A 22,792-nucleotide genomic window follows, 5' to 3' on the forward strand; every position below is an offset into this window, starting at 1 on the left:
ATATGGAAATACCCAAACCGCTTCATGACGCTGAAAATTCAATGCAACGGGTAGAAGCGTTTAGTGATGGGGTTTTTGCCATAGCCATAACCCTGCTTGTTATAGAGATCAAAGTACCGGCGCACAGTGAACTGGAACACGCGTCCCTTACACAGCTTTTATTGAAGAGCTGGCCCAAATATGCGGCCTATGTTTTTAGCTTCTTTACCATTGGCATTTTTTGGGCCAATCATCATCACTGGCTAAAGCTATTCAGAAAGACCGATCATGTTTTTATTTTATTGAATGTATTTTTTCTGATGTGCATTTCGTTCCTGCCCTTTCCTACCGCAGTACTGGGCGATTACATTACTCATCCCGAACAAAAACAAACTGCAGTCACCTTTTATACCATCGGTATTTTTTTGCCGGCCGTTGGGTGGCTCCTCCTTTGGTTATATGCAAGCCATAAAAAACGCCTGCTGAATGAACGGTTGTCGCCGGCTTACATTCGCTATCTTACCCGGTTGTACTTTATTTCAAATTGCGCTTATTTTATGGCTATTATTATTTCGCTTTTTAATCCAAACGCCGCTATAATTGTTACTATAATACTGGCATTCCTGTATTTATTTCCCCCTAAAAAACCCAAATATGTGTAGCTAATGCCTGAATCATTCACCACATATTATCAATCGCCTGTAGGCCTGCTGCAAATTGAAGGCACGGGCCATTTCATCAGTAAAGTACATTTCATTGATGAGCAGGACGAAGTCACGGCTGGAACCGATACCAATTCGCTGCCACCAATGGCCATACAGGCGGTTGAACAGCTGATCGAGTATTTTCAGGGACAGCGCCGTTTTTTTGAATTGCCCATATCGCAGGAAGGCACGCCTTTTCAGCAAAAGGTTTGGGCCGAACTGATGAATATACCATTTGGTAAAACCATCAGTTACCTGGAACTGTCGCACCGCCTTGGCGATCCCAAAGTGATAAGGGCAGCTGCAGCCGCCAATGGGAAGAACAATGTGGCTATTATTGTGCCCTGTCACCGGGTCATTGGCGCCAATAATCAACTGGTAGGTTATGCCGGCGGATTGCCCCGTAAAAAATGGTTACTGCAGCATGAGAACAAAATTGCGCATGGCGTGCAAACGCTTTTTTGACGGAACCAAGCGGCATAGGTTTTGAAATTTATACTTTGGAATACCATCCCGAAATCTCAAAATCACTAAATCCAGAAATCAGCAATAATGATCACATTAGTACAGGGAGATATAACAAAAATGAAGGTAGACGCGATCGTTAACGCAGCCAATAGCAGCCTGCTGGGTGGCGGCGGTGTCGATGGCGCTATTCACCGTGCAGGCGGCCCCGCCATACTGGAAGAATGCCGGCAAATAAGGGCCCGGCAGGGCGGTTGCGAAACGGGTGAAGCCGTGATCACCACGGGCGGAGCATTACCGGCCAAAAAGGTGATCCATACAGTTGGCCCCGTATGGAATGGCGGCCAGAAAGGCGAACCGGAACTGCTGGCCAACTGCTATCGTAATTCCTTACAGCTGGCCGTTGACAATGGCATTAAGACCATTGCCTTTCCCAACATCAGCACGGGCATTTATCATTTTCCAAAGCCCGATGCAGCGTCCATTGCCATACAGGAAGTACAACGGTTCCTGGCAAACGATAATAATCTCACTGAAGTGTTGTTTGTTTGTTTTGATGACGAGAACTATAGTTTGTATAAAGAACGATTATAAAGAAATTGCTGATTTTGAGATTTCGGGATTTCGAGATTTAGAAGAAATCCCCAAATCACAAAATCTCTAAATCTCTAAATCAGAAATCATATATATGCCATTTAAAGCCCTTTGGGTAACAGAAACAAATTCAGGAACCTTTGAGCGGAATATTGTAGACAGGTACATCGATGATCTGCCGCAAGGCGAAATGGTGATCAGGGTGCATTATTCTTCCCTGAATTATAAAGACGCGCTATCGGCAACCGGTAATAAAGGAATTACCCGCAAGTTTCCGCATACACCGGGCATTGACGCCGCCGGCGTGGTAGAGATCAGCCGGAACGAACTGTTTGCCGTAGGTGATGAAGTACTGGTAACAGGGTACGACCTGGGCATGAACACCTGTGGCGGCTTTGGCCAGTATATAAGGGTGCCAGCCAGCTGGGTGGTTAAAAAACCCGGGAATTATTCATTGAAAGAATGTATGATCATTGGCACGGCCGGTTTTACCGCTGCCAATGCTGTATATAAAATGGAGCTCATGAAAATGCAGCCCGATGCTGGTCCCATTGTAGTAACAGGAGCTACCGGCGGTGTTGGCAGCATGGCCATCTCTATATTATCAAAAGCGGGTTATGAAGTGATAGCGGTAAGCGGTAAATCAAATGCCCTGGAGTATGTAACCCACCTGGGCGCCGCGCGGTTAGAGAACAGGGATTACGTGAACGATCTTTCTCAAAAATCATTGCTGAAACCCCAATGGGCAGGCGCTGTTGATACGGTTGGCGGCAATACGCTGGCCACTTTATTAAAAGGCTGTATGCCCGAAGGCTGTATAGTAAGCACCGGACTGGTAAGCTCACCCAAACTCGATACAACCGTGTATCCCTTTATATTGAACGGAATAAATTTGCTGGGCGTAGGTTCTGCCGGAACGCCTATGGCTGTACGCCTTATTATTTGGGAAAAGCTGGCCACCGAGTGGAATATAAAAGATAAATTATCTGCCATTGCCAAAGAAGTTACCCTCGAAGAATTGAATACTACCTATATCGACAGCATTTTGCAGGGAAAAGTTATGGGCCGGATAGTGGTGAACTTAAATAACCTGTAACTATGGAATTACTGCAATGGAAAGTGATACAGGTGATACGCGAAACACCTGATGCGGTAACCTATATGCTGGAAGAAGCAACCGGAAAACCGGTTAGCTGGGATGCGGGTCAAAGCCTTACCTTCCTGTTCAACCAGCATGGGCACGAAATACGCCGCTCCTACTCTATTTGTACCGCGCCGGGTATCGACAAACATTTGGGCATTACCGTAAAGAAGAAAGAGAATGGCGAAATCTCGCGGCACATTCTTCGCACCTGGGAGAAGGGAACCAGCGTAAACAGTTTACAACCGGCCGGCCGGTTTATCATTGATACCGATCCTTCGCAACAACGGCATATCTGGTTTATTGCAGCGGGAAGCGGTATAACACCGGTGCTGGCATTGCTGAAAAAAGTATTGTACCATGAACCGCAGAGCCACATCACGCTCATATATCAAAACCACGATGAACGCCACATCATTTACCACCAGGCCCTGCAGGAGCTGGCAAAACAATATGCACACCGGTTCACCCGGATAGATCTGTTGAGCAACCCGGTTGACCCCGATACCAAACCGGCGCGATTGAATAACTGGTTGCTCGAACAGTTGGTAACCCATTCGGCCGGCAGGGCTCCTTCGGCTGAGTTCAGGACGGCTTCTCATTCACCCCTATTCTACACCTGCGGACCCGAACCCTTTATGCGAATGGTGCAGTTCACCTTACGGGTGCTGGGTTATAATGAAGACCAGTTGCGGAAGGAACATTTTGTAATTGAAACCCTGCGCAAACCTGCGTTCACCATGCCATCAACGGCCTTTACCGTGGTGGTGCATTATGCCAATGAAACGCATCAATTTACTACTGCCTGGCCCAATACTATTTTACAATCGGCCCAACAACAGGGCATCACCCTGCCCTATAGCTGCAATACCGGCCGGTGCGCTACCTGTGCCGCCATTTGCCGTAAAGGATCGGTGACCATGAGCAATAATGAAGTGCTTACCGATGGCGACCTGGAGGGCAAACTGATACTTACCTGTACGGGCTATGCGGCATCGGACCTGGAGCTGGAGATATGAATAAAGACTTACACATAGCTTTTACGGAAACGGTCAAGCGTAACGGGGTGTTTATATGCTGAGAACAGGTCGAGGATTGCATTCACGCCATGCTCTTTTTTCAGGGCATACTCCGCATCGGTGAGAAAGGTGAGCCAGAGAAAGGAAACATCCTCATTATCTACCTTAAATGCCGGTTCATTATCTGCTTTAACAATGGAAGTGAGCGTAAGCAAGGTGGTTAAAGAAGAATTTGGGAACAGCTCGCCCATGTGAATGGTATGCCCCCATCCAAGGAAGGTAGGCGGTTCCTGCAAAGAGGGAAAAGCCCCGGTGAAGCATAACCAGTTGGCAAGATCATCGAGCCGGGTTTCATTTTCATTTACATAGGCGATCATTTCAGCGCGCGGGGTATCTGTATCTTCTGCCCGCTCATCCATGACCATTGGTTCAAGGCTCATACCATAAGTGACCAGGGTGCCCCAGGGACGGCCGGTTTTTTCTGCCGGAAAATAAGCGCAACCTACAGATGGCGCCTCTTCGCTGGGATCCCATAATAAGGAAGGCGCATCGCCGAAATGTTTGGTGAGCTGTTTGAGTAAGTTGGTATGGCCAGGGCTCATTTGCAAGAAGAGTTAATTAGTTCGTTAGTTATTAAGTTCATAAGTTAATACAGGCAATAACTCAATAATTTAATAACTTATTCATTTCAGCTCATCGCTGGTAAACGCCAATGGCAGCAATGAACTTGCGCTGGGTATTACATATACTTTTCCTTCCATACCGCCCAGGATAAGCCGGATGGGATGTTTTACCCGCATTTCATATTCCTGTAACGATTGCCGGCAAATACCGCAGGGCGAAATGGGATGATCACTGTCACCATTACCTGCCTGGTAACTGATGGCCAGTGATTCAATAGGCACTTTGGGATACAAGGAAGATGCAGAAGCCAACAAAACCCTTTCGGCGCACAATCCTACCGGGAAAGAGGCATTTTCCTGGTTGCTGCCGGCCACAATTTCTCCATTGGCCAGCTTTGCCACCGCTCCTACATGAAAATGCGAATAAGGCGCATAGGCGAGTTCCGTTACTTCCCGGGCCTCATTGAGCAGCCAGGCATCCTGTTCGCTCAATTCATTGATGGAATCATACACCTCAAATGAAAATGAATATTCATCTTTTTTCATCTGTAAATATTTATTGTGTTATAGCCAGATGCCCGCCCGGATTGACCGGTGTATGGGATCATGACCAGACAAAAAATCCTCTCCGCGCAGTGCGGAGAGGATTCTTAAAGATAGTAAATAAATGTCTTAATGTATTGATTTGAACATCCGGTTCCACCGTACACCATGGTCCCAACTCATCCAGATCAACCAGGCCGAACCTACCACGTGGTCTTCCGGTACAAAACCCCAAAAGCGGCTGTCCTGCGAACGATGGCGGTTATCACCCATCATCCAGTAGTAATTCATTTTAAATGTATAGGAAGTAGCTTCCTTACCATTGATGAAGATCTTGCCGTCGCGTTCTTCCCAATCATTATTCTCGTACACTTTAATGGCACGTTTATAACAGGCTATGTTTTTAACGTTCAGCTGAATGGTAGCGCCTTTTTTGGGGATCCACAAGGGGCCAAATTCATCGACACTCCACAGTACCACGGCTGTATCGCGTGGGAAAATGCGGGGGTCGCCAACATTTTCCAGCTTACGGGTAACAGTTACGCCCGGCATCTTTCTCAGAATATCGGCTTCGGCCTCGCTCAGGTTTATCTGGTAGCTGTTGGCGCCGTACTGAATGAAATCGGGGTTTCTTTCATCGCTGTTCAAACGAATACCGGCCTCGCGCAGTTCATCATCATTCAATATTCTGTTACTGGCGGTGGTAACCATATAATCGGTTGCAGAAGTGGGCGAAATAAAGGCTTTTTGTCCGTTTACATACAAAATGCCATCAACGATCTGGATGGTATCGCCTGCAATGGCCACACATCGTTTAATGTAATTCTCGCGTTTATCAACCGGGCGGGTCATAATGGTATAATCGCTCCAAACAATTTCCCGGGCCTTTTGCTTGCTTACGGCCTGCAGTTCGGCTTCATTGGCAATTTGTCCCTTCAACTGCTGATACTGCCGCATTTCCTCACTTTGCAGAATATCGTAATAGGGATCCTGCGAATCAAGTTCCTTGGTAAGCGTATCGCCTGCCGGGAAGTTGAACACCACCACATCATTGCGCTTTACAGGGCTGGCAAACCAGCGGGTATAAGGCAAATGAATGATCTCGGTGTATGATTTTGTATTGAAAACAGGCAAAGTATGGTGTACGAACGGAATGGCCAGCGGGGTATTGGGGATGCGCGGACCGTAGGTGAGCTTGCTAACGAACAGGAAATCATTCACCAGCAGGGTCTTTTCCATTGAACCGGTTGGAATGGTATAGGCCTCAAACACAAAAACGCGGATGAGGGTAGCCGCCACTACGGCAAACACCCCGGCATCGATCCATTCGCGAACGGTTGTTTTTTTATGATTTTTAACCGCCTGGGGCCCCAGGAATTTCACTTTTTTGTCGGCGCCGATATAGGGAAAATACAGCACCGATAACAGGGCTGCGCCCACATGGTCAAGAAAACTGAACTTGCCGAACAGTTTTACAAACTCAACCAGTAGCCAAATGCTTATGAACCAGCCTGCTACGGGTAAAAACTGCCAGTAAAACCAGTGTTTTTTTAACCCGGTGGCTTTTAAGATCTCCCAGATATTATAAAATGGCACCCAGGCTTTCCAGGAAGGGATACCGGCTTTTTCGAATAATTTTGCTAACCCAAAGGCAGGCAATTCAACAATCAATAAGGATATTAATATGATTATAAACAGATCGTGTAAACTCATTATGGGGCTGTTTTATAAAAAAATCCGGGCAAAAATACCATATTAATTCTCACAGAAACAGGCTAATAACGAACATTTTGCTAAAAAATATGTAGTATATCCTTAGCAGAATGGCTTTATTTAATGATGAACAGTATTTCTCCAGATGAATTAGTTGTAATATCTTACTTTTTGTTACAAAACTATGAATCTCTTTTCCATCCGGGATATTGAAAACTTAACGGGAATTAAGGCGCATACCCTGCGTATCTGGGAACAACGCTACAACCTTTTCTGCCCTAAGCGCAGGGAAAGCAAGCACCGTATTTATGATTGTGAAGATCTTAAGCACCTGTTACGCATTGCCTACCTGTATAACCAGGGACATAAAATTTCCCAGATTGCGGGCTGTTCGGCCGAAGAAATGGCCCGGCTGGCACTGGAAATAAAGCCCGATACCGAAAATCACGAAATTTTCATCAATCAGCTTACCGAGGCGGCCATTGACCTTGACCAGCCCCGGTTCGATAAAATACTGCACAACCTGGTGCTTCATGCCGGGTTCGAAAAAAGTATGATCAATGTGCTGTACCCCTTCCTCAAAAAGATTGGGGTGCTGTGGCTTACGGGGCAAATGATGCAGGCGCATGCCCATTTTGCCCGGGCCCTCATCATCAAAAAAACAATGGTGGCCCTTGACGGGCTCGAAAAAACGGTTTATACCGGCGGAAGACGGGTACTATTGTTCACCCCGGCCGGCGATCACCACGATATGCCGGGCGGCGAATGCCAGGAGCTGCCCCTGCTGTTCATGTATTACATGCTGAAAAAAGAGGGCGTACCCACTATTTATATGGGGAAGAACGTTCCACTGAGCATGTTAGAAATCATTTGTGCGCAACTGCCCTGTACCCAGTTGTATTTCCTGCTTATCCCGAATTTGAATAAATGCGATATGCATGAGTACCTTAAAAAGTTCTCCCGCATGTTCCCCGATAAAGAGATCGTTTTTTCAGGCCCCGAAGCCTGTCAGTGCAGTTGCGATCATTTGCCGAATGTGCGGCTGTTGAAGACGATTGAAGAGAAGAAAATATTTTTGAAAGAAGGAAAAGTTAACGAGCTAACCAGTTAACCCGTTAACTTTTCAACTCAATATATTACCGTTTCGGAATTACATATGAATTTACATCATCGGGCATAATGGTTTTGCCCGATAAGATGATGAGGCGTTCTACCACGTTACGCAGCTCGCGAATGTTACCCGTCCAGTTATGTTGTTTCAGTCCTTCCAGCGCGTCTTTATCGATCCCCTTCTTGGGAATACCATAATCGGCACAAATATCGGCAAGGAATTTATCGACCAGCAAGGGAATATCCTCGCGGCGATCATTGAGAGAAGGCACATGAATGATGATCACGCTGAGCCGGTGGTATAAGTCGAGCCGGAAATTCTTGTCATCCACTTCCCGCAACAGGTCTTTATTGGTAGCCGCAATTACGCGCACATCCACACTGATATCTTTATCGCCGCCCACGCGGGTAATTTTTCCTTCCTGCAGGGCGCGCAACACTTTGGCCTGCGCGCTGAGGCTCATATCACCAATTTCATCGAGAAAAAGCGTACCGCCATGAGCCTGCTCAAATTTACCAATGCGTTGTTTTACGGCAGAGGTAAAAGAACCTTTTTCATGACCGAACAGTTCACTTTCGATCAGTTCGCTGGGAATGGCGGCGCAGTTCACTTCAACCAGCGGACCTGCCGCGCGGTTGCTTTTTTCATGCACCCAGCGGGCCACCAGCTCCTTACCTACCCCATTTTCACCAGTTACCAGAATGCGGGCATCGGTGGGGGCCACTTTATCAATGGTTTCCTTGATCTTTATGATGGGGGCCGATTCGCCGATCATTTCTTCCACCTTGCTCACCTTGCGTTTGAGCACTTTGGTTTCGGTAACCAGGTTGTTTTTGTCCATCGCATTGCGAATGGTAATCAGCAACCGGTTTAAATCAGGTGGTTTTGAAATATAATCATAGGCGCCTTTTTTAACCGCTTCCACGGCGGTTTCAATAGTACCATGGCCCGAGATCATGATCACCGGTACATCGGGGTTGGCCTCGCGGGCTTTATCCAGAAATTCAATACCATCCAGCTTGGGCATTTTGATATCACACAACACCACGTCATACGCCTTTTCCTTAAACTTTTTGAGGCCTTCTTCCCCATCGCCGGCTTCTTCTATTTTATAGCCTTCATAAGAAAGGATCTCACTGAGGGTTTTACGGATCGCTTTTTCGTCGTCGATAATTAAAATGTTTGACATAGTTGGTTTAACAGTCTTTTGCTATGGAAAAATATAAATCCTTCATCTAATGGTTCTTCAAAAGTAATGATATGGAACGGAACATCCACTTGACAATTATCCTGCCGGTTTTACTGTTGTCATGTATAGAAAAAACCCCACATGCAATTATTTCCAATGCCGTTGTGCCCGAAATTCCGCCAAGGCCAGCTTCAGTGGCGCTCGTTCCGCTCCCTGCTGGCTACAAACGGATCAATTATCCCGAAGGTTCATTTGCCACCTGGCTGCGTAAAATAAGCATTAAAAAAGACACTACCGTATACCTCTACAACGGGCAGCCAAAGAAAAACCAGCGCGCCCAGTATGCGGTGCTGAACATTCCGGTTGGCAATAAAGACCTGCAGCAATGCGCCGATGCGGTAATGCGGTTGCGTGCTATGTACCTGTACAGTCAAAAAAAGTATATGGAAATTTCATTTGCCGATAACAATGGCAAAAGATATACCTATCCGGCAGGTGCCGACAGCATCCGATTCGAACATTATCTGGAAGAAGTGTTCAGCAATTGCGGCACGGCTTCGCTCGAAAAACAATTACACCCGGTGGCTGATTTTGGCGCACTACAACCGGGCGATGTTTTAATAAAAGGCGGTTACCCGGGACATTGTGTAATAGTTATGGATATGGCGGTCAACAAAAGCGGTCAGGTCATTTATCTATTGGCGCAAAGTTATATGCCGGCACAGGATATTCACCTGCTAAAAAATCCTGTGGACGAAAATTTAAGTCCCTGGTATGAAGTGAAGACCGATAACTCATTCATTTACACGCCCGAATGGACGTTTGAGCCCCGCCAGTTGCGCAGATGGTAAATATTATCAGCATCCGTAAGAGTATTCCTTAGTAAAACTACCTTGCAAGACTTATAAATGCATATTATTTTAGAGCCATATCCTTTAAAAAACACATTTCTAACCAAAATCCGTTACTTATGAAGGCATCTGCAGTAGATGTTCAATCCCATCTGTCATTATCTAAAGTTATTACCCGTTTAGTGCTTTTAGGTGGAATCGTTCTCGGTGGCATGGTTGGTCTGTTGACCCTGTGTTCTTCCGTGTTCAAAATATTTCAGTAAACTCTTTTATTAATATCCAAAGCAAGCAAGCAGCCTCGCGAAAGCGGGGCTGTTTTATTGGGGAGTAGTGAATGTTTGCTGGCCCGGTCTTACAGACACTATTTGTGTCATGCAGTTTCAGTGTATGCCGTTTTCGTTTAGACGTAGGCGAAGGGTGCAAAAAAAAAATTGGCTACAGATCTTATTTCTGTAACCAATTTCTGAGATATAAATTGAGTAATGGTCTCCGGCATAAGGCATTTAAACCTTATACTTTCAACGTTCAACTATTTTCTTGTGTACATCACTTCTTTTACCAGGCGAACTGTTTTATCAACACTTGGTAAAGCAGCTTCAACCAGGTTGGCGGCGTAGTGCAGCGGCGCATCGGCAGCAGTGAGGCGGCGGATAGGCGCATCGAGGTAATCGAAACCTTCTTTCTGAATGCGATAAGCAATTTCAGAAGAAACTGAACACATGGGCCATTGCTCTTCCACGATCACCAGGCGGTTGGTCTTTTTAACGCTCTCGAGGATGGTGAACCAGTCGAGCGGGCGAATAGTACGCAGGTCAATCACTTCAGCGCTGATGCCTTCTTTTTCCAGTTCAGCAGCAGCACCGAGGGCTACCTTCATCATTTTATTGTAAGAAACGATGGTAACATCGTTACCGGGTTTCTTTATGTCGGCTTTCCCGATCTCGATAATATATTCTTCTTCAGGAACTTCGCCTTTATCGCCATACATTACTTCGCTCTCCATGAACATCACAGGATCTTCATCGCGGATGGCGGCTTTCATCAAACCTTTAGCATCGTATGGGTTTGAGGGAGAAATAACTTTTATACCGGGGATATTTGCGTAATAGCTTTCAAATGCAGTGGAGTGCTGGGCACCCAACTGACCGGCAGAACCATTAGGTCCGCGGAAAACGATGGGACAGCCAATTTGACCACCGCTCATGGCCAGCATTTTGGAAGCCGTGTTCAGGATCTGGTCCAGCGCCAGAACGGCAAAGTTCCAGGTCATGAATTCAACGATGGGACGTAAACCGTTTTGAGCAGCACCTACCGCAATACCGGTGAAACCCAGCTCGGCAATAGGCGTGTCAATAATTCTTTTAGGGCCGAATTCTGCCAGCATACCCTGGCTTACTTTATAGGCACCATTATATTCAGCAACCTCCTCACCCATCAGGAAAACCCGGTCATCTCTCCTCATTTCTTCGCTCATAGCTTCGCGGAGCGCTTCGCGAAATGCGATAGTTCTTGCCATTCTGTATTCAGTTTTTAAAACCCGGCAAAATTATTGGTTGAAGGCCATAATAACAAATTGCCGGGCAATAATAAATTAAATGTCTAAAAGACAGAAAGTCAGGTAGAACCGTAAAGGCCCGTGGCTGGCGGTTTTAGCTGGTCCTGAGGCGGCAATAACTTATTTGGATTTTTGATCATTTGAAGGCAAATGGGAGCTCCCGGCCGCAAAACCTTCGATTTTTTTTACCGCCTAATTCTTTTCACCACCGGGAACCGTCCATACGTCAAAGTAATTTCAGCCCCGTAACTCCGGAAACTAGGTTTGTAGAAAATTAACCATATGCAACCTGTTTCTACCCGCCAGGCGTATTTAGACTGGCTTCGCATTTTATCGATACTGGCTGTTTTCTTTCTGCATTCCGGCATGGCATACGTGGAAGATTGGGGATGGCACCTTAAGAACAAAGAGACCAGCAACCTGCTTATGGAAGTCAATTTCTGGATAGGCAGGTTCAGAATGCCCCTGTTGTTCTTTATTTCGGGCACGGTCACCTATTTTATGTTGAAAAGCAGAACTACCGGCTCGTTCATCGGACTGCGGTTCAGGCGGTTATTCATTCCGCTGTTATTTGGCATGTTGGTAATTGTACCGCCCCAGGTATATATGGAACGACTGACCCAGGGATTTAAAGGAAATTTCGCCGACTTCTACCCTTCTATTTTTACAACTGGCGCCTACCCCAAAGGCAATTTGAGCTGGCATCACCTTTGGTTTATTTTATACCTGTTCCTGTATGACATCATTTTTGCACCGGCATTTAAATGGAGCATGAGCGAGCGCGGCAAACAACGGTTGGCGTTCTTTAATAAACTGGCCATAGGGAAAAGGGTTTATCTTTTGATGGTGCCTAGTGTGATCGCTTATCTTTCCATGAGTTTATATTTTCCCGAAACGCACGACCTTATACATGATTGGGGCCGGCATGTATACTGGATATTTTTCTTAATAACAGGGTTTACCTGTATCAATTTTCCCGCGTTGATGGATAGCCTGGAAAGGAATCGCCGTACCTCATTTCTGTTTGCCTTTACCAGTATTTTTATCATCAATTATTTCCGCTGGAACAACCCTGGCCCCGAGCCGGATTGGGGACGCGACTGGCTTTCGTATGCACATTTGTCGTTATTTCCCCTTACTGCCTGGCTTTGGATATTTACCGCCATCGGATACGCCAAACGATATTTGAACAAGAAACATCGCATTCAGAATTATATAAATGAAGCCGTTTATCCGTTCTATATTTTGCACCAAACGATCATTGTGATAGTAGTATTTTATGTAATAAGGACGAATGAACCCGTGTTGAACAAGTTCCTGTTCACTTTTATTACTTCCTTTGTGCTGGTGATGTGTATTTATCATTTGTTCATAAGGCCATATGCCCTTACGCGTTTCCTGTTTGGGATGAAACCGAAGAAAAAAGAAGTGAAGCGGGTTGTTGAAACTGGCGACGCCCCCTTGGAGAAATCAGCAGAAACAATACAACCGGCCATTCAATTATCGTAAATTACAAGAGATGGGACCTGCCTGCGTACAGGCCGGTTCCATTTGGCCAAAAAATAAATAAAAATTTCAGATGAAATGGTTTTGGAAATATGTGTTCCCCGGTTTGTTTGGCTTGTTTATTTATGCCAACATACGGGTGATGAATGATACGCTCTCGCATTTCAAATTCTGGCGGCGGGCCTGGTCCATAACGGGAATTGAATTGGTGTTTGTTGTGGTTACGGGTTATATTACCATGTATGCATTTCAAAAACTGTTTCAACGGTTCGATAAAAAACTGCAGCACAATATTAATTTCAAAATTGTGCTGCAGGAGCTGGCCTGGGTAGTAATTATTGTCGAATTGATCAACAACATTGTCGTTACACCTATGGTAGCTTTAACCGACGACGGCTTAAGCTGGGGCGACTTTGCCAATATTAACATCATTCCACTTTTATACTGCCTTATTTACTATACAGTGGTGCGAAGTAATAAATTGTTGCAAGCATATATAAACAACAGGTTATTGCTCGAAAAAACGACGAATGACCATTTGCAAACTGAGCTCAAGTTCTTAAAAGCGCAATACCATCCGCATTTTTTATTCAATGCGCTCAATACCGTTTATTTTCAAATGGACGATAACGTAGCCGAAGCCAAGAGAAGTATTGAGAAGTTCTCCGAATTGTTACGTTACCAGTTATACGATCAGCAACAAACCGTTCCGGTAAGCAGGGAATTGCATTACCTGCAGAATTTTATTGAACTGCAAAAAGTAAGAAGCTCCGATAAATTACAATTACAGGTTCATTTTGATGATTCGCTAACAGAAGAGCAGGTGTATCCACTCTTGTTTTTACCACTGGTGGAAAATGCATTTAAATATGTTGGCGGCGATTACCGCATTACTATTGATGCCCGCAAAGAAGAAGATCGCATTTGCTTTACTGTTGAGAACTCAATACCCGAAGAAACAGCATGGATAAAAGAGAACAGTTCAATACCCCGGAACGGAATTGGCCTGGAGAACCTGAAACGAAGACTTGAATTATTATATCCGGTAAACCATACCTTTACCGCAATAAAAAAGGATAAAAGCTTTTTTGCATCGATTCAACTACCCGTAATATGACGCCAACCATAAAATGTGTGATAACAGATGATGAACCTATAGCCCGCAAAGGATTACAGGGTTATATTGATAAAATTGATTTCCTGGAACTGGCAGGTGTTTGTGAAGATGCGATACAGTTGAATTCGTTATTAAAACAACAACCAGTTGACCTGCTGTTCCTGGATATTGAAATGCCCTATGTAACCGGTATCGATTTTCTGAAGAACACCCCCCAGGCGCCTAAAGTAATTTTCACTACGGCCTATGAACAATATGCTATCAGGGGTTATGAACTGGATGTGCTCGATTACCTGTTAAAACCTATTTCCTTTGAACGGTTTCTAAAAGCTGCCAATAAAGCTTACGATTACTTTGCCGGAGCTGCAGGCAGCCAGGACAATTACCTGTTTATTAAGACCGACAACAAGCTGGAGAAAGTAAACCTGCATGAACTGTTGTTTGTAGAAGCCATGGAAAATTATGTTGCCCTGTATACCGCCGATAAAAAGCTGATCACCCATTCTACCCTGAAAGCCTTACAGGAGAAACTACCAGGCGGCCTGTTCATTCAGCCGCACAAATCGTATTTGGTGAACATGCAATGTATACAATCTATCGAAGGCAACATACTGCATATAGGCGGCAGGTACCAGATCCCTATTAGTAAATATCAGAAGGATGAGGTTATGGAGAAGATTGTGAATAATAAGTTGTTGAGGAAGTAGCACTCTTCTCCAGCACCTGCTTCTTCTCCCCCGCAAAACTTTTCTTCCTTGTATCCTTTACCAACATCAGCTTTTCATCGTCGAGCGGCCGGTAACCATAATCATAACAATAATAATATTTCTCGTTCTCCTTGGTGCTATAGTGCTCCGTGAAGTAGTCGAACCGATAACCCTTTTCAACCAGCTTTTTCTGGTCAACAACCAACACCTGCTTGTTCAATCCCGATAACAGGTCCATAAGTATCCGCCGGTTCTTCCTTAAAATATTATTGATGTTTCGTATCAGTGGGGTCGCGTCACTGTTTAACCGGTTATTGTAGTTATTCCGGCATGAATCGTCGCAGAATTTCTTATCCGTGCGGCCTTTAATAGGCCTATCGCAGGCCAGACAGTTTTTAACAGTCATTATCAAAGGTTTAGATGGCTATTGAAAGATGGAAAATACAAAAAATAGCCGTTTGTAAGCGACAACAAACGTTTAATATCCGGGTATAAACGTTTAAAAACCGACTATGGCTTTCCGTGGGGGGCATCTTTGTGTGGTCAATCGAACGGCGCCCGAGCGACTGAAATAAATCGATAATCTTAAAAACTTACAGTTATGTACGCAATTAGAAATAAAGTTCAACTGATCGGCAATCTGGGGCAATTACCTGAAATACGCACTACCGAAACCGGTAAAAAAGTTGCCCGCTTTTCAATCGCCACCAACGATACTTATAGAAGCGCTAACGGTGAAAGAATTACACAAACATCCTGGCATAACGTTATAGCCTGGGGTAAACTGGCAGAAATTTCTGAAAAATACCTCACAAAAGGAAGAGAAGTGGCCGTTTCTGGTAAACTGGTTCACCGCAATTATACAGATAAGAATGGGGTTAAACGCTATGTTACAGAAGTGGTGTTGAACGAATTGCTTATGCTGGGTGGCGGTAAAGGCCAAAATGAGAACCCCGATTGGCAAGAGGAAGAGCAAGTTGAACCTGAAGCAGAAGGTTAATAATCCTGAGAATTCCACGAATTGGCAAACTGGATCTAACGCGATCGTAAGAGTTCGTGTTCGGAGACATGTTCGCAGAAGGGCTTTGGTTCATGTAATCGATCATCAAACCTGGGCATTAAAGTGCCAATCACTAAAACAAGGTATAAAATCAAATTCCATGTTTAGTATATAATCCATTCCTGCCACTCCAACAACCTTATGCGAACTGCTGCCATATCCGTACCCTACATATTAGCTTCCGATGTGGTATTGCATGATGAGCTCATATTGAGCCTTAAAATCCGAAATCAACATAGTGCGGCCCCTGGTTGTATGTGCATCAGTCATTGAGGCTGGGCCACACATCCCATGCTCAGGTTGGGCAATGCAATATCAACTTAAAATAATATCGGGTAGTAAGTACAAATTGTACCTGAAACAGGGGTAATTAATGTGGTGTAGCAATGGGTGTTCATTCAGTGTACAAAGCTCAATGCTGCCTGGCAATGACAGCACATGATTGAATGTATGCGCCTGTCAGATGATTGTTTTATAATTTTTTAGAAAGAGCGTATGGTTGTAAAAGGTGTAACACGCATAGTTCATTCATCCCTCCTCTCATAAGCCATGCTATTTGAGCAGCTTACAGTTGTGTAGAGCCCGTCGATATCTATCGGCGGGTTTATTTTTACAACACTTTCTTCATCAACCAGTCTGTTTGCGGGTCATTGCCTAACATAAACACATGTTCGCCAAATTTTTCAAACCCCCATTTCATATAAAACGCAATGGCTTTCTGATTTTTCTCCCATACCCCCAGCCAGATCACCCGGGCACTCTTTTCGCGGGCTATTTCTATACTATGTTGCATCAGGGCACGTCCTACCCCTTTGCCGATGCTTTTTTGTACCGCGTATATGCGGGCTATTTCCAGGGCCAGGCCATCTTCTATTAATAACGGACTACCCGTTTCACGCAAACGCGCATAGCCTACCGGTTCACTGGCCTCATAAGCCAGTAAAAAAATATTGCCGGGAACGCCTACTTCCGCCATTAATTTTTCGCGGGTGAACGCTTCGTTCATAAACTTATCCATATCCTGGGCTGTATTGGCCGCTGCAAACGTATCATAAAACGTTTGGCGGCTCAGGTCGGCAATCAGGGCCGCATCTTCTGTTGTTGCTTCTCTTATGCTGATCTCGTTCATGCTGCAAATGTAGTGCGAAGTACACTGTTATAAGGGTATTGATCTATATCATTTTTTGCTGCCATATATTCTTTGTACCTTTTCCATATCCTTTTTCTATAATTCATTCCTTCCCTATTTATCACTCTTCACTAAATTAATTAACCCGAAAAATCGTTTAAACATGAGAAAAATCTTTCTCTGTTGGCTACTGCTTCCTTTTATTGCAAATAGCCAAACTAAAAACGTTGTAAGCACATTCAGGGCCTTTCCCAAACCTGAAAAAGTTGCTGAATTTGAAAAAGCGCTCACAGCGCATGCGCAAAAGTTTCATACCGGTGATTGGAAATGGCGCACCTACGAAGTTCTTTCCGGTCCCGATGCCGGGGCATATCATGTAACTGAAGGCCCTAACAGTTGGGCACAACTTGATGATCGTAAAGACATCAGCAAGGAACATACAGCCGACTGGAATACCAACGTTTCGCCCTTAACAACCGGCCAGGGCACCCAGGGTTATTCCGTTTACCGCGAAGACCTGAGCTCGGTGCCTTTACTCGAGTTCACTGATAAAATGGCCATCACCCATGTATTTCCCAAACAGGGCTGTGTTGATACCATTACAGCCCTGATCAAAAAGGTTAAAGCAGTGTGGCAAAAAACCAATGAACCGGTTGCTGTTTACCAAACATCGGGTTCCGGGCCGGCGCAATTCGTACTGGTGTTCCGGTATAAAACCGGCTGGAAGGAAAGAGACCCCAGCTTCCGGAAACCATTTATGGAAAGATACAAAGCCGAATACAATGAAAGTGGTTATAACGATTACCTGGCCGTAATACAACAATATGTTGAAAGAAGCTGGGCCGAACTCCTCATCTACCGCCCCGACCTCAGTTCTAAATAAATAACAAGCCCTCCCGGTGTACCGGGAGGGCTCCTTTAAATGTAGTGTTATTTTACATACGCTCTATCACCATGGCCGATGCACCGCCGCCGCCATTGCAAATGCCGGCTGCGCCATAACGGCCATTGTTATGTTTCAACACATTGATAAGCGTTACAATAATGCGCGCGCCACTGGCTCCTAACGGATGGCCTAACGATACAGCCCCGCCATGTACGTTCACTTTCGCCGGGTCCAGTTTCATACGGCGGGTATTTTCAATGCCCACTACCGCAAACGCCTCATTCAATTCCCAATAATCAATATCGGTCATTTTCAGTCCGGCCTTCGCTACCGCTTTGGGCACAGCTACTGCCGGTGTTGTGGTAAACCATTCCGGCGCCTGCTCTGCATCGGCGTAGGAGACGATCCTGGCAATGGGTTTAAGCCCCAATTCTTCTGCTTTTTCCTTACTCATCAATACCAGCGCTGCAGCGCCGTCATTCATTGTACTGGCATTGGCAGCGGTAACAGTACCCTCCTTTTGAAAAGCGGGTTTAAGTTCAGGTATCTTATCAAATTTTACATTAAACGGTTCCTCATCTTTAAAAAAGGGAATGGGGTCGCCTTTACGTTGAGGAATTTCTACCGGCACTACCTCATCGGCAAATTTTCCTGCCGCCCAGGCCGCCTGGCTGCGTTTATAACTTTCAATGGCAAATTCATCCTGTTCGTTGCGGGAAATACCACACTCCTTAGCACACAGTTCGGCGGCATTACCCATGGCCTTGCCATCGTATACATCGGTTAACCCGTCTTTGGCCAGTCCATCAATCAGGCTGCTGTTACCATATTTATTTCCCCAGCGCATACTATCCACGTAAAACGGCACATTGCTCATGCTTTCCATGCCGCCCGCTACTACAATGTCTGCATCGCCGAGGGCAATGCTTTGCGCAGCCTGGGCAATGGCTTTCATGCCACTGGCGCATACTTTATTTACGGTGGTGCAATTCACTTCATTTGGGAGGCCGGCAAATTTCGCGGCCTGCCGGGCAGGCGCCTGTCCCAGGTTAGCCTGTATTACACAACCCATGAGCACGTCCTGCACCTGGTTTGGTTGCAAACCGGCTTTATCAAGGGCGGCTTTTATGGCAATGGCGCCCAGTTTGGTAGCGGAAAAATCTTTTAACCCGCCGCCAAAGCTGCCCATCGGTGTTCGAACGGCTGAAATAATATACACTTCTTTTTTGTTCATATAATAAGTTCTGTGTTTTGAGATGCGGTTTGTTAATGGTAAGCACAAAGATATGGCTTTACTAACAATCGTTAGCTATTAAATAACGATTACCGGGAACGGATTGTTCTACCCTTCCCGCCCATATAGTTTCCGCAACTCGTGCTTTGCTTTTTCGAGCGGCTGTTTGCTTTTGGCAGAAAACTGTTTGCCCGCCCGGTTAATGTAAAAATTCAGCATTGACATGGCCGACTGGAACGGGGTTCCTTTTCTTCTTTTACTTTTTTCGGCCGACCGCTTTAATGACCGGGCGATCTTTTTGGGATCTTTTGATTTGAATACGCCCGATTCCAGGTCCAATGCATCACTGGTTTGCATTACCCGGCGCGACCATTTCTTTTTGGGTGCCGCTTTTTTGGCGGTCTTTTTCCGGACAGTCTTTTTGTGGGCCGTCTTTTTGTGTGCAGTGGATTTTTTACGGGCAGTGGAAGTTCTTTTTCTGGCCACTGTTGCGCCTTTCTTCTTTTTTGCGGTTGCCATAGGAAACTTTTAAGAAACCGATGCAACCATAATACCATGCCCAATCCTATTCTTTTAAAAATTGAATTACAGTGGCTGAAAATTCCGGTGTTCTGGAAGCATTATTATGATCACCCGGAGTAGCTTTAAATACGCCATGTGTAAAAACCTTAGCAAGGTCTTCTGCAGAACCATTATCACTATCCTCACTTCCACAAATAACCAATATGGGTTGCTGAACTTTTTGCAATGTTTCACGGGGTGTTGAAGGTTGCTCTTTTTGCAATAAGGCCAGCGCCTGCTGATCGAGCCCCGATTTTTTTACATAATTCACCATGGGCGCCAGTTCTGCTACTGTATCACCAGAAAGGGCCCGGTAAAATAATTTCCGCCGCGGCCATTCAGGATTGGTGAAATCGGTTCCCATACCACCCATAACGGCTTTGCTGACCCTTTTATCCAAAACCAGTAAGCGGGCTGTAATAATGGAACCGCGCGAATAACCAACCACTGCATACTTTTTTATTTTCAGGCTTTTTAGCAAACCCATGATGTCCTTTGCCTCCGCATCATTGGCATAAGCCGAAGCCTCATGCGGTTTGTCTGATCTTCCGTTACCCCGCATATCAAAAGTTATCACCTGAAATCCTTTCGCTATCAGATCGGAATATAAAGCTGATTTCTTCCATGATTCGCCATTAACAATAAACCCGTGCACCAACACTACTGGTTCACCGGTCCCTTTTACTTCGTACCAGATCTTTGTTCCATCAAAAGAAGTATAATAGCCTGCAGAATCAGTTTGGGCAAATAACAGGCAGGAAGCTATTAGCAGGCCAGATAAGGAAAGCAGTTTTTTCATAGGCTTAAGATACGGTTTAATTGGAGTACACAAACTGGCAGCAATAAAAAACCCCGGTTTTACCCGGGGCTCGTGATATTTTTTTCCCTTTATACTTTTACGTATCCGCCATTATTACTTTTCTCCAAGAGAGCGTAATTGCCGGAAGGAAAAAATTATCGCTTATAATCATAACAGAAAATCCCGTGCCAGCGATCTTACAATTCAATCGGTCCGGCAATCAATCAATTGTGTAATGAACAGCCCTGGATCGGGCGCACCCCTGTAGAAATATTTCTGCAATATTAACCACCTGCTTCAACAAACAACCGGTTCCCCAATAAGCAGCCGTAACTTTATTACTGAAAAACACCGGTTTACAGGCCTCAGGGTGGCACAGGTTTTTGACATGTTGTATAGCACGGATTTAATACGAGACAGGATTTATTGAACGCTGATATTTTTTCATTTAAAAAACTTGTTTATGGAAACGAAACCTTCTGAAATGACAACCTTAACCGAAGTGCTGGAAAAGTTAAGACATCAACACAACGATAATGAATTTAAACCTAAGAACGATGGCTTCATCACTCCTGCTGGTAAATTTTACAAACCAGAAGACCTGACCATTATTAAAACCTATCGTTTTGAGGGTGTTTCCGACCCTGCCGATTCATCGATCGTATACATTATTGAAGCACATGATGGCACCCTGGGTTACACCATGGACGCCTACGGCGTTTATACCACCCATGATGAAGTGGATAATTACGATGACCTTATAAAAAGGCTCCCCGTACAGGAAAGGGAAGAACAGGAAATTTTCCATTAATAATGCCTGATGAAAAGAATACATGAGCCGCTCCCTTATTCTTTAAATTAAAATTTGCAGGTATGGAAGAACTACAAACGAAAACACTGGATATTGCAATAAGCGGTAAAACCATTTCCTGCCAGATCAAGGAAAGGGATTTTGGCGATCTGATCGTTTTTGACGTGTTTGGAGATGACCAATACCTCTTCACCCTTTCGCAACAAGGAGACGTGTTGTTCAATGAGTATGAAGTGGGACACCAGATAACAATTATGGATCCCCGTCAGTTGAATGAGGTTATTGAAATGGTTAAAGCAAAATTGGATACAGAACCGGATTAGCCCCTACCCCCCAAACCGCAGAAAACGCTATTGCCTGTTTAGGAGATTGCACAGCTGTAACCAGCTTGCAGAGAGGAAAACCTACAGCCCTCTTACCATACTGTTAAAAAATCCGGAATTATATAACGGCTCTAAAATGCATATAACTTCATGCTTTAATTATACCTGCATGTTGCTTAAACATTATTCTATTTGCCTTTTACTGATTTTTTGCCTGTTGGCTCCAATGTTTACACAGGCTCAGGTTGAATATCCCTATCCCGTTCAAAAATTCAATATTACCCTGGAAAATAAACCGGTGCAGATCGCTTACATGGACGCCCGGCCCGACTCTTCTATTAGTTCGAACATGAAAACCGTGATGCTTTTCCATGGCAAGAATTTCAATGGCTATTACTGGAAAGATGTAATGGCCTTTTTAGTGAAAGCCGGTTTTCGGGTGCTCGTACCTGATCAACCCGGCTGGGGACGGTCAGACAAGCCGGAGCTACATTACAGTTTTCATTTGTTGTCCTATGCCATGAACCGCCTGCTTGATTCATTGCATATCGAAAAAATATACCTGGTAGGCCATTCCATGGGCGGCATGCTGGCCGCGCGGTTTTCGATGTTGTATCCCGGCAAAGTGGAAAAACTGGTGCTGGAAAATCCGATTGGACTGGAAGACTATAGACGATTTGTTCCTTACCAAACCATTGAACAGTTGTATGAAAATGAAATAAAGGCTACCTACGAATCCTATAAAAAATACCAGCAAGGTTATTATCCGCAATGGAAACCTGAATATGAACAATATGTACAGGCCCAGGCCGAAGCACTTAAAAGCCCGGAATTTCCCCGTATAGCCCGTGTAAATGCCATCACTTATCAAATGATCTATGAACAACCGGTGTGTTACGAATGGGACCGCATTTCGGCTCCCACCCTGCTGATCATAGGCACCGATGACCGTACCATTGTGGGCAAAGCCCTGTTAAGTGATGAAGACAAAAATAAATACGGCCAGTATCCGGCGCTGGCGAAAAAAACAAAGGAACAGCTTCCCAACGCCCTGCTGTTCGAAGTACCGGGCGTCGGCCATATACCACATGTGCAGGATCTGGGACAATTTAAGCAGGTATTGCTGACTTTTCTGAAATAAGGTCAGCAGCCTTGCGGGGTGATGGTAGATG

Annotated in this window: 26 protein-coding genes; 16 read left to right on the forward strand and 10 right to left on the reverse strand. The window is 45.0% G+C overall.

Annotated elements, in window-relative coordinates; translation table 11 throughout:
* Positions 1 to 2: 2 nt before the first annotated feature.
* The 5 genes from A3860_RS38580 to A3860_RS38600 all read left to right on the forward strand — a co-directional run bounded on the left by A3860_RS38580 (position 3) and on the right by A3860_RS38600 (position 3,902).
* Positions 3 to 641: a TMEM175 family protein gene (locus tag A3860_RS38580; RefSeq protein ID WP_081155931.1), complete on the forward strand. Its 639-nt coding sequence runs from the start codon at positions 3 to 5 to the stop codon at positions 639 to 641.
* 3 nt (positions 642 to 644) lie between these two features.
* Positions 645 to 1,148, forward strand: a complete 504-nt coding sequence (locus A3860_RS38585) for a methylated-DNA--[protein]-cysteine S-methyltransferase (protein ID WP_081155932.1) — start codon at positions 645 to 647, stop codon at positions 1,146 to 1,148.
* 87 nt (positions 1,149 to 1,235) lie between these two features.
* Positions 1,236 to 1,742: an O-acetyl-ADP-ribose deacetylase gene (locus A3860_RS38590; protein WP_081155933.1), complete on the forward strand. Its 507-nt coding sequence runs from the start codon at positions 1,236 to 1,238 to the stop codon at positions 1,740 to 1,742.
* Between the two features lie 94 nt (positions 1,743 to 1,836).
* Positions 1,837 to 2,838, forward strand: a complete 1,002-nt coding sequence (locus tag A3860_RS38595; protein WP_081155934.1) for a YhdH/YhfP family quinone oxidoreductase — start codon at positions 1,837 to 1,839, stop codon at positions 2,836 to 2,838.
* 2 nt (positions 2,839 to 2,840) lie between these two features.
* Positions 2,841 to 3,902 (forward strand): flavin reductase family protein, encoded by a 1,062-nt coding sequence (locus tag A3860_RS38600; protein WP_081155935.1) that lies wholly within the window; start codon positions 2,841 to 2,843, stop codon positions 3,900 to 3,902.
* An 8-nt stretch (positions 3,903 to 3,910) separates the two neighbouring features.
* Here A3860_RS38600 and A3860_RS38605 read toward each other — a convergent pair whose 3' ends face one another.
* The 3 genes from A3860_RS38605 to A3860_RS38615 all read right to left on the reverse strand — a co-directional run bounded on the left by A3860_RS38605 (position 3,911) and on the right by A3860_RS38615 (position 6,781).
* Complete coding sequence (locus A3860_RS38605) at positions 3,911 to 4,504, reverse strand: suppressor of fused domain protein (RefSeq protein WP_081155936.1); 594 nt, start codon at positions 4,502 to 4,504, stop codon at positions 3,911 to 3,913.
* 81 nt (positions 4,505 to 4,585) lie between these two features.
* On the reverse strand, positions 4,586 to 5,071 hold the full coding sequence (locus A3860_RS38610) for a cytidine deaminase (RefSeq protein WP_081155937.1): 486 nt from the start codon (positions 5,069 to 5,071) through the stop codon (positions 4,586 to 4,588).
* Positions 5,072 to 5,197: 126 nt separating this feature from the next.
* Positions 5,198 to 6,781, reverse strand: a complete 1,584-nt coding sequence (locus A3860_RS38615; RefSeq protein WP_081155938.1) for a S26 family signal peptidase — start codon at positions 6,779 to 6,781, stop codon at positions 5,198 to 5,200.
* Positions 6,782 to 6,965: 184 nt separating this feature from the next.
* Between A3860_RS38615 and A3860_RS38620 the strand changes: the two genes are divergently transcribed.
* Positions 6,966 to 7,892 (forward strand): MerR family transcriptional regulator, encoded by a 927-nt coding sequence (locus A3860_RS38620; protein WP_081155939.1) that lies wholly within the window; start codon positions 6,966 to 6,968, stop codon positions 7,890 to 7,892.
* 25 nt (positions 7,893 to 7,917) lie between these two features.
* Here A3860_RS38620 and A3860_RS38625 read toward each other — a convergent pair whose 3' ends face one another.
* On the reverse strand, positions 7,918 to 9,081 hold the full coding sequence (locus tag A3860_RS38625; RefSeq protein ID WP_081155940.1) for a sigma-54-dependent transcriptional regulator: 1,164 nt from the start codon (positions 9,079 to 9,081) through the stop codon (positions 7,918 to 7,920).
* 71 nt (positions 9,082 to 9,152) lie between these two features.
* On the opposite strand from A3860_RS38625, the gene A3860_RS38630 reads away from it, so the two are divergent.
* Both A3860_RS38630 and A3860_RS41445 read left to right on the forward strand, forming a co-directional pair.
* Complete coding sequence (locus A3860_RS38630) at positions 9,153 to 9,932, forward strand: DUF4846 domain-containing protein (protein WP_143774477.1); 780 nt, start codon at positions 9,153 to 9,155, stop codon at positions 9,930 to 9,932.
* Between the two features lie 119 nt (positions 9,933 to 10,051).
* A complete protein-coding gene (locus tag A3860_RS41445; protein ID WP_158085495.1) occupies positions 10,052 to 10,195 on the forward strand; it encodes a hypothetical protein in 144 nt (47 codons plus the stop codon).
* Positions 10,196 to 10,461: 266 nt separating this feature from the next.
* Here the strand turns inward: A3860_RS41445 and A3860_RS38635 are convergent, their stop codons facing one another.
* Positions 10,462 to 11,448: a pyruvate dehydrogenase complex E1 component subunit beta gene (locus tag A3860_RS38635; protein WP_081155941.1), complete on the reverse strand. Its 987-nt coding sequence runs from the start codon at positions 11,446 to 11,448 to the stop codon at positions 10,462 to 10,464.
* A 321-nt stretch (positions 11,449 to 11,769) separates the two neighbouring features.
* On the opposite strand from A3860_RS38635, the gene A3860_RS38640 reads away from it, so the two are divergent.
* The 3 genes from A3860_RS38640 (at position 11,770) to A3860_RS38650 (ending at position 14,817) form a co-directional block, all read left to right on the forward strand.
* Positions 11,770 to 12,996: an acyltransferase family protein gene (locus tag A3860_RS38640; protein ID WP_081155942.1), complete on the forward strand. Its 1,227-nt coding sequence runs from the start codon at positions 11,770 to 11,772 to the stop codon at positions 12,994 to 12,996.
* 70 nt (positions 12,997 to 13,066) lie between these two features.
* Entirely contained in the window at positions 13,067 to 14,110 is a 1,044-nt protein-coding gene (locus A3860_RS38645) for a sensor histidine kinase (protein WP_081155943.1), read from the forward strand.
* Entirely contained in the window at positions 14,107 to 14,817 is a 711-nt protein-coding gene (locus A3860_RS38650; RefSeq protein ID WP_081155944.1) for a LytR/AlgR family response regulator transcription factor, read from the forward strand. Before A3860_RS38645 ends, A3860_RS38650 begins: the two co-directional genes overlap by 4 nt.
* Here A3860_RS38650 and A3860_RS38655 read toward each other — a convergent pair.
* Positions 14,777 to 15,223 carry a hypothetical protein gene (locus A3860_RS38655; RefSeq protein ID WP_081155945.1) on the reverse strand — a complete coding sequence of 149 codons (447 nt, stop codon included), beginning with the start codon at positions 15,221 to 15,223 and terminating at the stop codon, positions 14,777 to 14,779. The genes A3860_RS38650 and A3860_RS38655 overlap by 41 nt on opposite strands.
* A gap of 195 nt (positions 15,224 to 15,418) precedes the next feature.
* On the opposite strand from A3860_RS38655, the gene A3860_RS38660 reads away from it, so the two are divergent.
* Positions 15,419 to 15,817, forward strand: coding sequence for a single-stranded DNA-binding protein (locus A3860_RS38660; RefSeq protein ID WP_081155946.1), 399 nt, complete (start codon positions 15,419 to 15,421; stop codon positions 15,815 to 15,817).
* Positions 15,818 to 16,487: 670 nt separating this feature from the next.
* Here the strand turns inward: A3860_RS38660 and A3860_RS38665 are convergent.
* On the reverse strand, positions 16,488 to 17,006 hold the full coding sequence (locus A3860_RS38665; protein ID WP_081155947.1) for a GNAT family N-acetyltransferase: 519 nt from the start codon (positions 17,004 to 17,006) through the stop codon (positions 16,488 to 16,490).
* Positions 17,007 to 17,169: 163 nt separating this feature from the next.
* Between A3860_RS38665 and A3860_RS38670 the strand changes: the two genes are divergently transcribed.
* Positions 17,170 to 17,889, forward strand: coding sequence for a hypothetical protein (locus A3860_RS38670; protein WP_081155948.1), 720 nt, complete (start codon positions 17,170 to 17,172; stop codon positions 17,887 to 17,889).
* A 52-nt stretch (positions 17,890 to 17,941) separates the two neighbouring features.
* On the opposite strand, the gene A3860_RS38675 is transcribed toward A3860_RS38670, so the two are convergent.
* The 3 genes from A3860_RS38675 to A3860_RS38685 form a co-directional block, all read right to left on the reverse strand.
* The gene (locus A3860_RS38675; RefSeq protein WP_081155949.1) at positions 17,942 to 19,126 is read right to left on the reverse strand and encodes an acetyl-CoA C-acyltransferase; all 1,185 of its coding nucleotides are present in this window, start codon (positions 19,124 to 19,126) and stop codon (positions 17,942 to 17,944) included.
* A 108-nt stretch (positions 19,127 to 19,234) separates the two neighbouring features.
* Complete coding sequence (locus A3860_RS38680) at positions 19,235 to 19,645, reverse strand: DUF3175 domain-containing protein (protein ID WP_081155950.1); 411 nt, start codon at positions 19,643 to 19,645, stop codon at positions 19,235 to 19,237.
* 46 nt (positions 19,646 to 19,691) lie between these two features.
* Entirely contained in the window at positions 19,692 to 20,486 is a 795-nt protein-coding gene (locus A3860_RS38685) for an alpha/beta fold hydrolase (RefSeq protein ID WP_081155951.1), read from the reverse strand.
* A 463-nt stretch (positions 20,487 to 20,949) separates the two neighbouring features.
* On the opposite strand from A3860_RS38685, the gene A3860_RS38690 reads away from it, so the two are divergent.
* From A3860_RS38690 to A3860_RS38700, 3 genes are all read left to right on the forward strand, one after another.
* The gene (locus A3860_RS38690) at positions 20,950 to 21,297 is read left to right on the forward strand and encodes a hypothetical protein (RefSeq protein ID WP_081155952.1); all 348 of its coding nucleotides are present in this window, start codon (positions 20,950 to 20,952) and stop codon (positions 21,295 to 21,297) included.
* Between the two features lie 62 nt (positions 21,298 to 21,359).
* Entirely contained in the window at positions 21,360 to 21,620 is a 261-nt protein-coding gene (locus tag A3860_RS38695; RefSeq protein WP_081155953.1) for a hypothetical protein, read from the forward strand.
* A 226-nt stretch (positions 21,621 to 21,846) separates the two neighbouring features.
* Positions 21,847 to 22,761, forward strand: a complete 915-nt coding sequence (locus A3860_RS38700) for an alpha/beta fold hydrolase (RefSeq protein ID WP_245843719.1) — start codon at positions 21,847 to 21,849, stop codon at positions 22,759 to 22,761.
* Positions 22,762 to 22,792 lie beyond the last annotated feature (31 nt).

The organism is Niastella vici, from assembly GCF_002077945.1.
Lineage (GTDB): Bacteria > Bacteroidota > Bacteroidia > Chitinophagales > Chitinophagaceae > Niastella > Niastella vici.

What these genes read in the sequence shown, in the direction of transcription:
- A3860_RS38580 (WP_081155931.1), top strand. Translation starts at nt 3, where the DNA reads ATGGAAATACCCAAACCGCTTCATGACGCTGAAAATTCAATGCAACGG.
- A3860_RS38585 (WP_081155932.1), top strand. Translation starts at nt 645, where the DNA reads ATGCCTGAATCATTCACCACATATTATCAATCGCCTGTAGGCCTGCTG.
- A3860_RS38590 (WP_081155933.1), top strand. Translation starts at nt 1,236, where the DNA reads ATGATCACATTAGTACAGGGAGATATAACAAAAATGAAGGTAGACGCG.
- A3860_RS38595 (WP_081155934.1), top strand. Translation starts at nt 1,837, where the DNA reads ATGCCATTTAAAGCCCTTTGGGTAACAGAAACAAATTCAGGAACCTTT.
- A3860_RS38600 (WP_081155935.1), top strand. Translation starts at nt 2,841, where the DNA reads ATGGAATTACTGCAATGGAAAGTGATACAGGTGATACGCGAAACACCT.
- A3860_RS38605 (WP_081155936.1), bottom strand. Translation starts at nt 4,504, where the DNA reads ATGAGCCCTGGCCATACCAACTTACTCAAACAGCTCACCAAACATTTC.
- A3860_RS38610 (WP_081155937.1), bottom strand. Translation starts at nt 5,071, where the DNA reads ATGAAAAAAGATGAATATTCATTTTCATTTGAGGTGTATGATTCCATC.
- A3860_RS38615 (WP_081155938.1), bottom strand. Translation starts at nt 6,781, where the DNA reads ATGAGTTTACACGATCTGTTTATAATCATATTAATATCCTTATTGATT.
- A3860_RS38620 (WP_081155939.1), top strand. Translation starts at nt 6,966, where the DNA reads ATGAATCTCTTTTCCATCCGGGATATTGAAAACTTAACGGGAATTAAG.
- A3860_RS38625 (WP_081155940.1), bottom strand. Translation starts at nt 9,081, where the DNA reads ATGTCAAACATTTTAATTATCGACGACGAAAAAGCGATCCGTAAAACC.
- A3860_RS38630 (WP_143774477.1), top strand. Translation starts at nt 9,153, where the DNA reads ATGGAACGGAACATCCACTTGACAATTATCCTGCCGGTTTTACTGTTG.
- A3860_RS41445 (WP_158085495.1), top strand. Translation starts at nt 10,052, where the DNA reads ATGAAGGCATCTGCAGTAGATGTTCAATCCCATCTGTCATTATCTAAA.
- A3860_RS38635 (WP_081155941.1), bottom strand. Translation starts at nt 11,448, where the DNA reads ATGGCAAGAACTATCGCATTTCGCGAAGCGCTCCGCGAAGCTATGAGC.
- A3860_RS38640 (WP_081155942.1), top strand. Translation starts at nt 11,770, where the DNA reads ATGCAACCTGTTTCTACCCGCCAGGCGTATTTAGACTGGCTTCGCATT.
- A3860_RS38645 (WP_081155943.1), top strand. Translation starts at nt 13,067, where the DNA reads ATGAAATGGTTTTGGAAATATGTGTTCCCCGGTTTGTTTGGCTTGTTT.
- A3860_RS38650 (WP_081155944.1), top strand. Translation starts at nt 14,107, where the DNA reads ATGACGCCAACCATAAAATGTGTGATAACAGATGATGAACCTATAGCC.
- A3860_RS38655 (WP_081155945.1), bottom strand. Translation starts at nt 15,223, where the DNA reads ATGACTGTTAAAAACTGTCTGGCCTGCGATAGGCCTATTAAAGGCCGC.
- A3860_RS38660 (WP_081155946.1), top strand. Translation starts at nt 15,419, where the DNA reads ATGTACGCAATTAGAAATAAAGTTCAACTGATCGGCAATCTGGGGCAA.
- A3860_RS38665 (WP_081155947.1), bottom strand. Translation starts at nt 17,006, where the DNA reads ATGAACGAGATCAGCATAAGAGAAGCAACAACAGAAGATGCGGCCCTG.
- A3860_RS38670 (WP_081155948.1), top strand. Translation starts at nt 17,170, where the DNA reads ATGAGAAAAATCTTTCTCTGTTGGCTACTGCTTCCTTTTATTGCAAAT.
- A3860_RS38675 (WP_081155949.1), bottom strand. Translation starts at nt 19,126, where the DNA reads ATGAACAAAAAAGAAGTGTATATTATTTCAGCCGTTCGAACACCGATG.
- A3860_RS38680 (WP_081155950.1), bottom strand. Translation starts at nt 19,645, where the DNA reads ATGGCAACCGCAAAAAAGAAGAAAGGCGCAACAGTGGCCAGAAAAAGA.
- A3860_RS38685 (WP_081155951.1), bottom strand. Translation starts at nt 20,486, where the DNA reads ATGAAAAAACTGCTTTCCTTATCTGGCCTGCTAATAGCTTCCTGCCTG.
- A3860_RS38690 (WP_081155952.1), top strand. Translation starts at nt 20,950, where the DNA reads ATGGAAACGAAACCTTCTGAAATGACAACCTTAACCGAAGTGCTGGAA.
- A3860_RS38695 (WP_081155953.1), top strand. Translation starts at nt 21,360, where the DNA reads ATGGAAGAACTACAAACGAAAACACTGGATATTGCAATAAGCGGTAAA.
- A3860_RS38700 (WP_245843719.1), top strand. Translation starts at nt 21,847, where the DNA reads ATGTTTACACAGGCTCAGGTTGAATATCCCTATCCCGTTCAAAAATTC.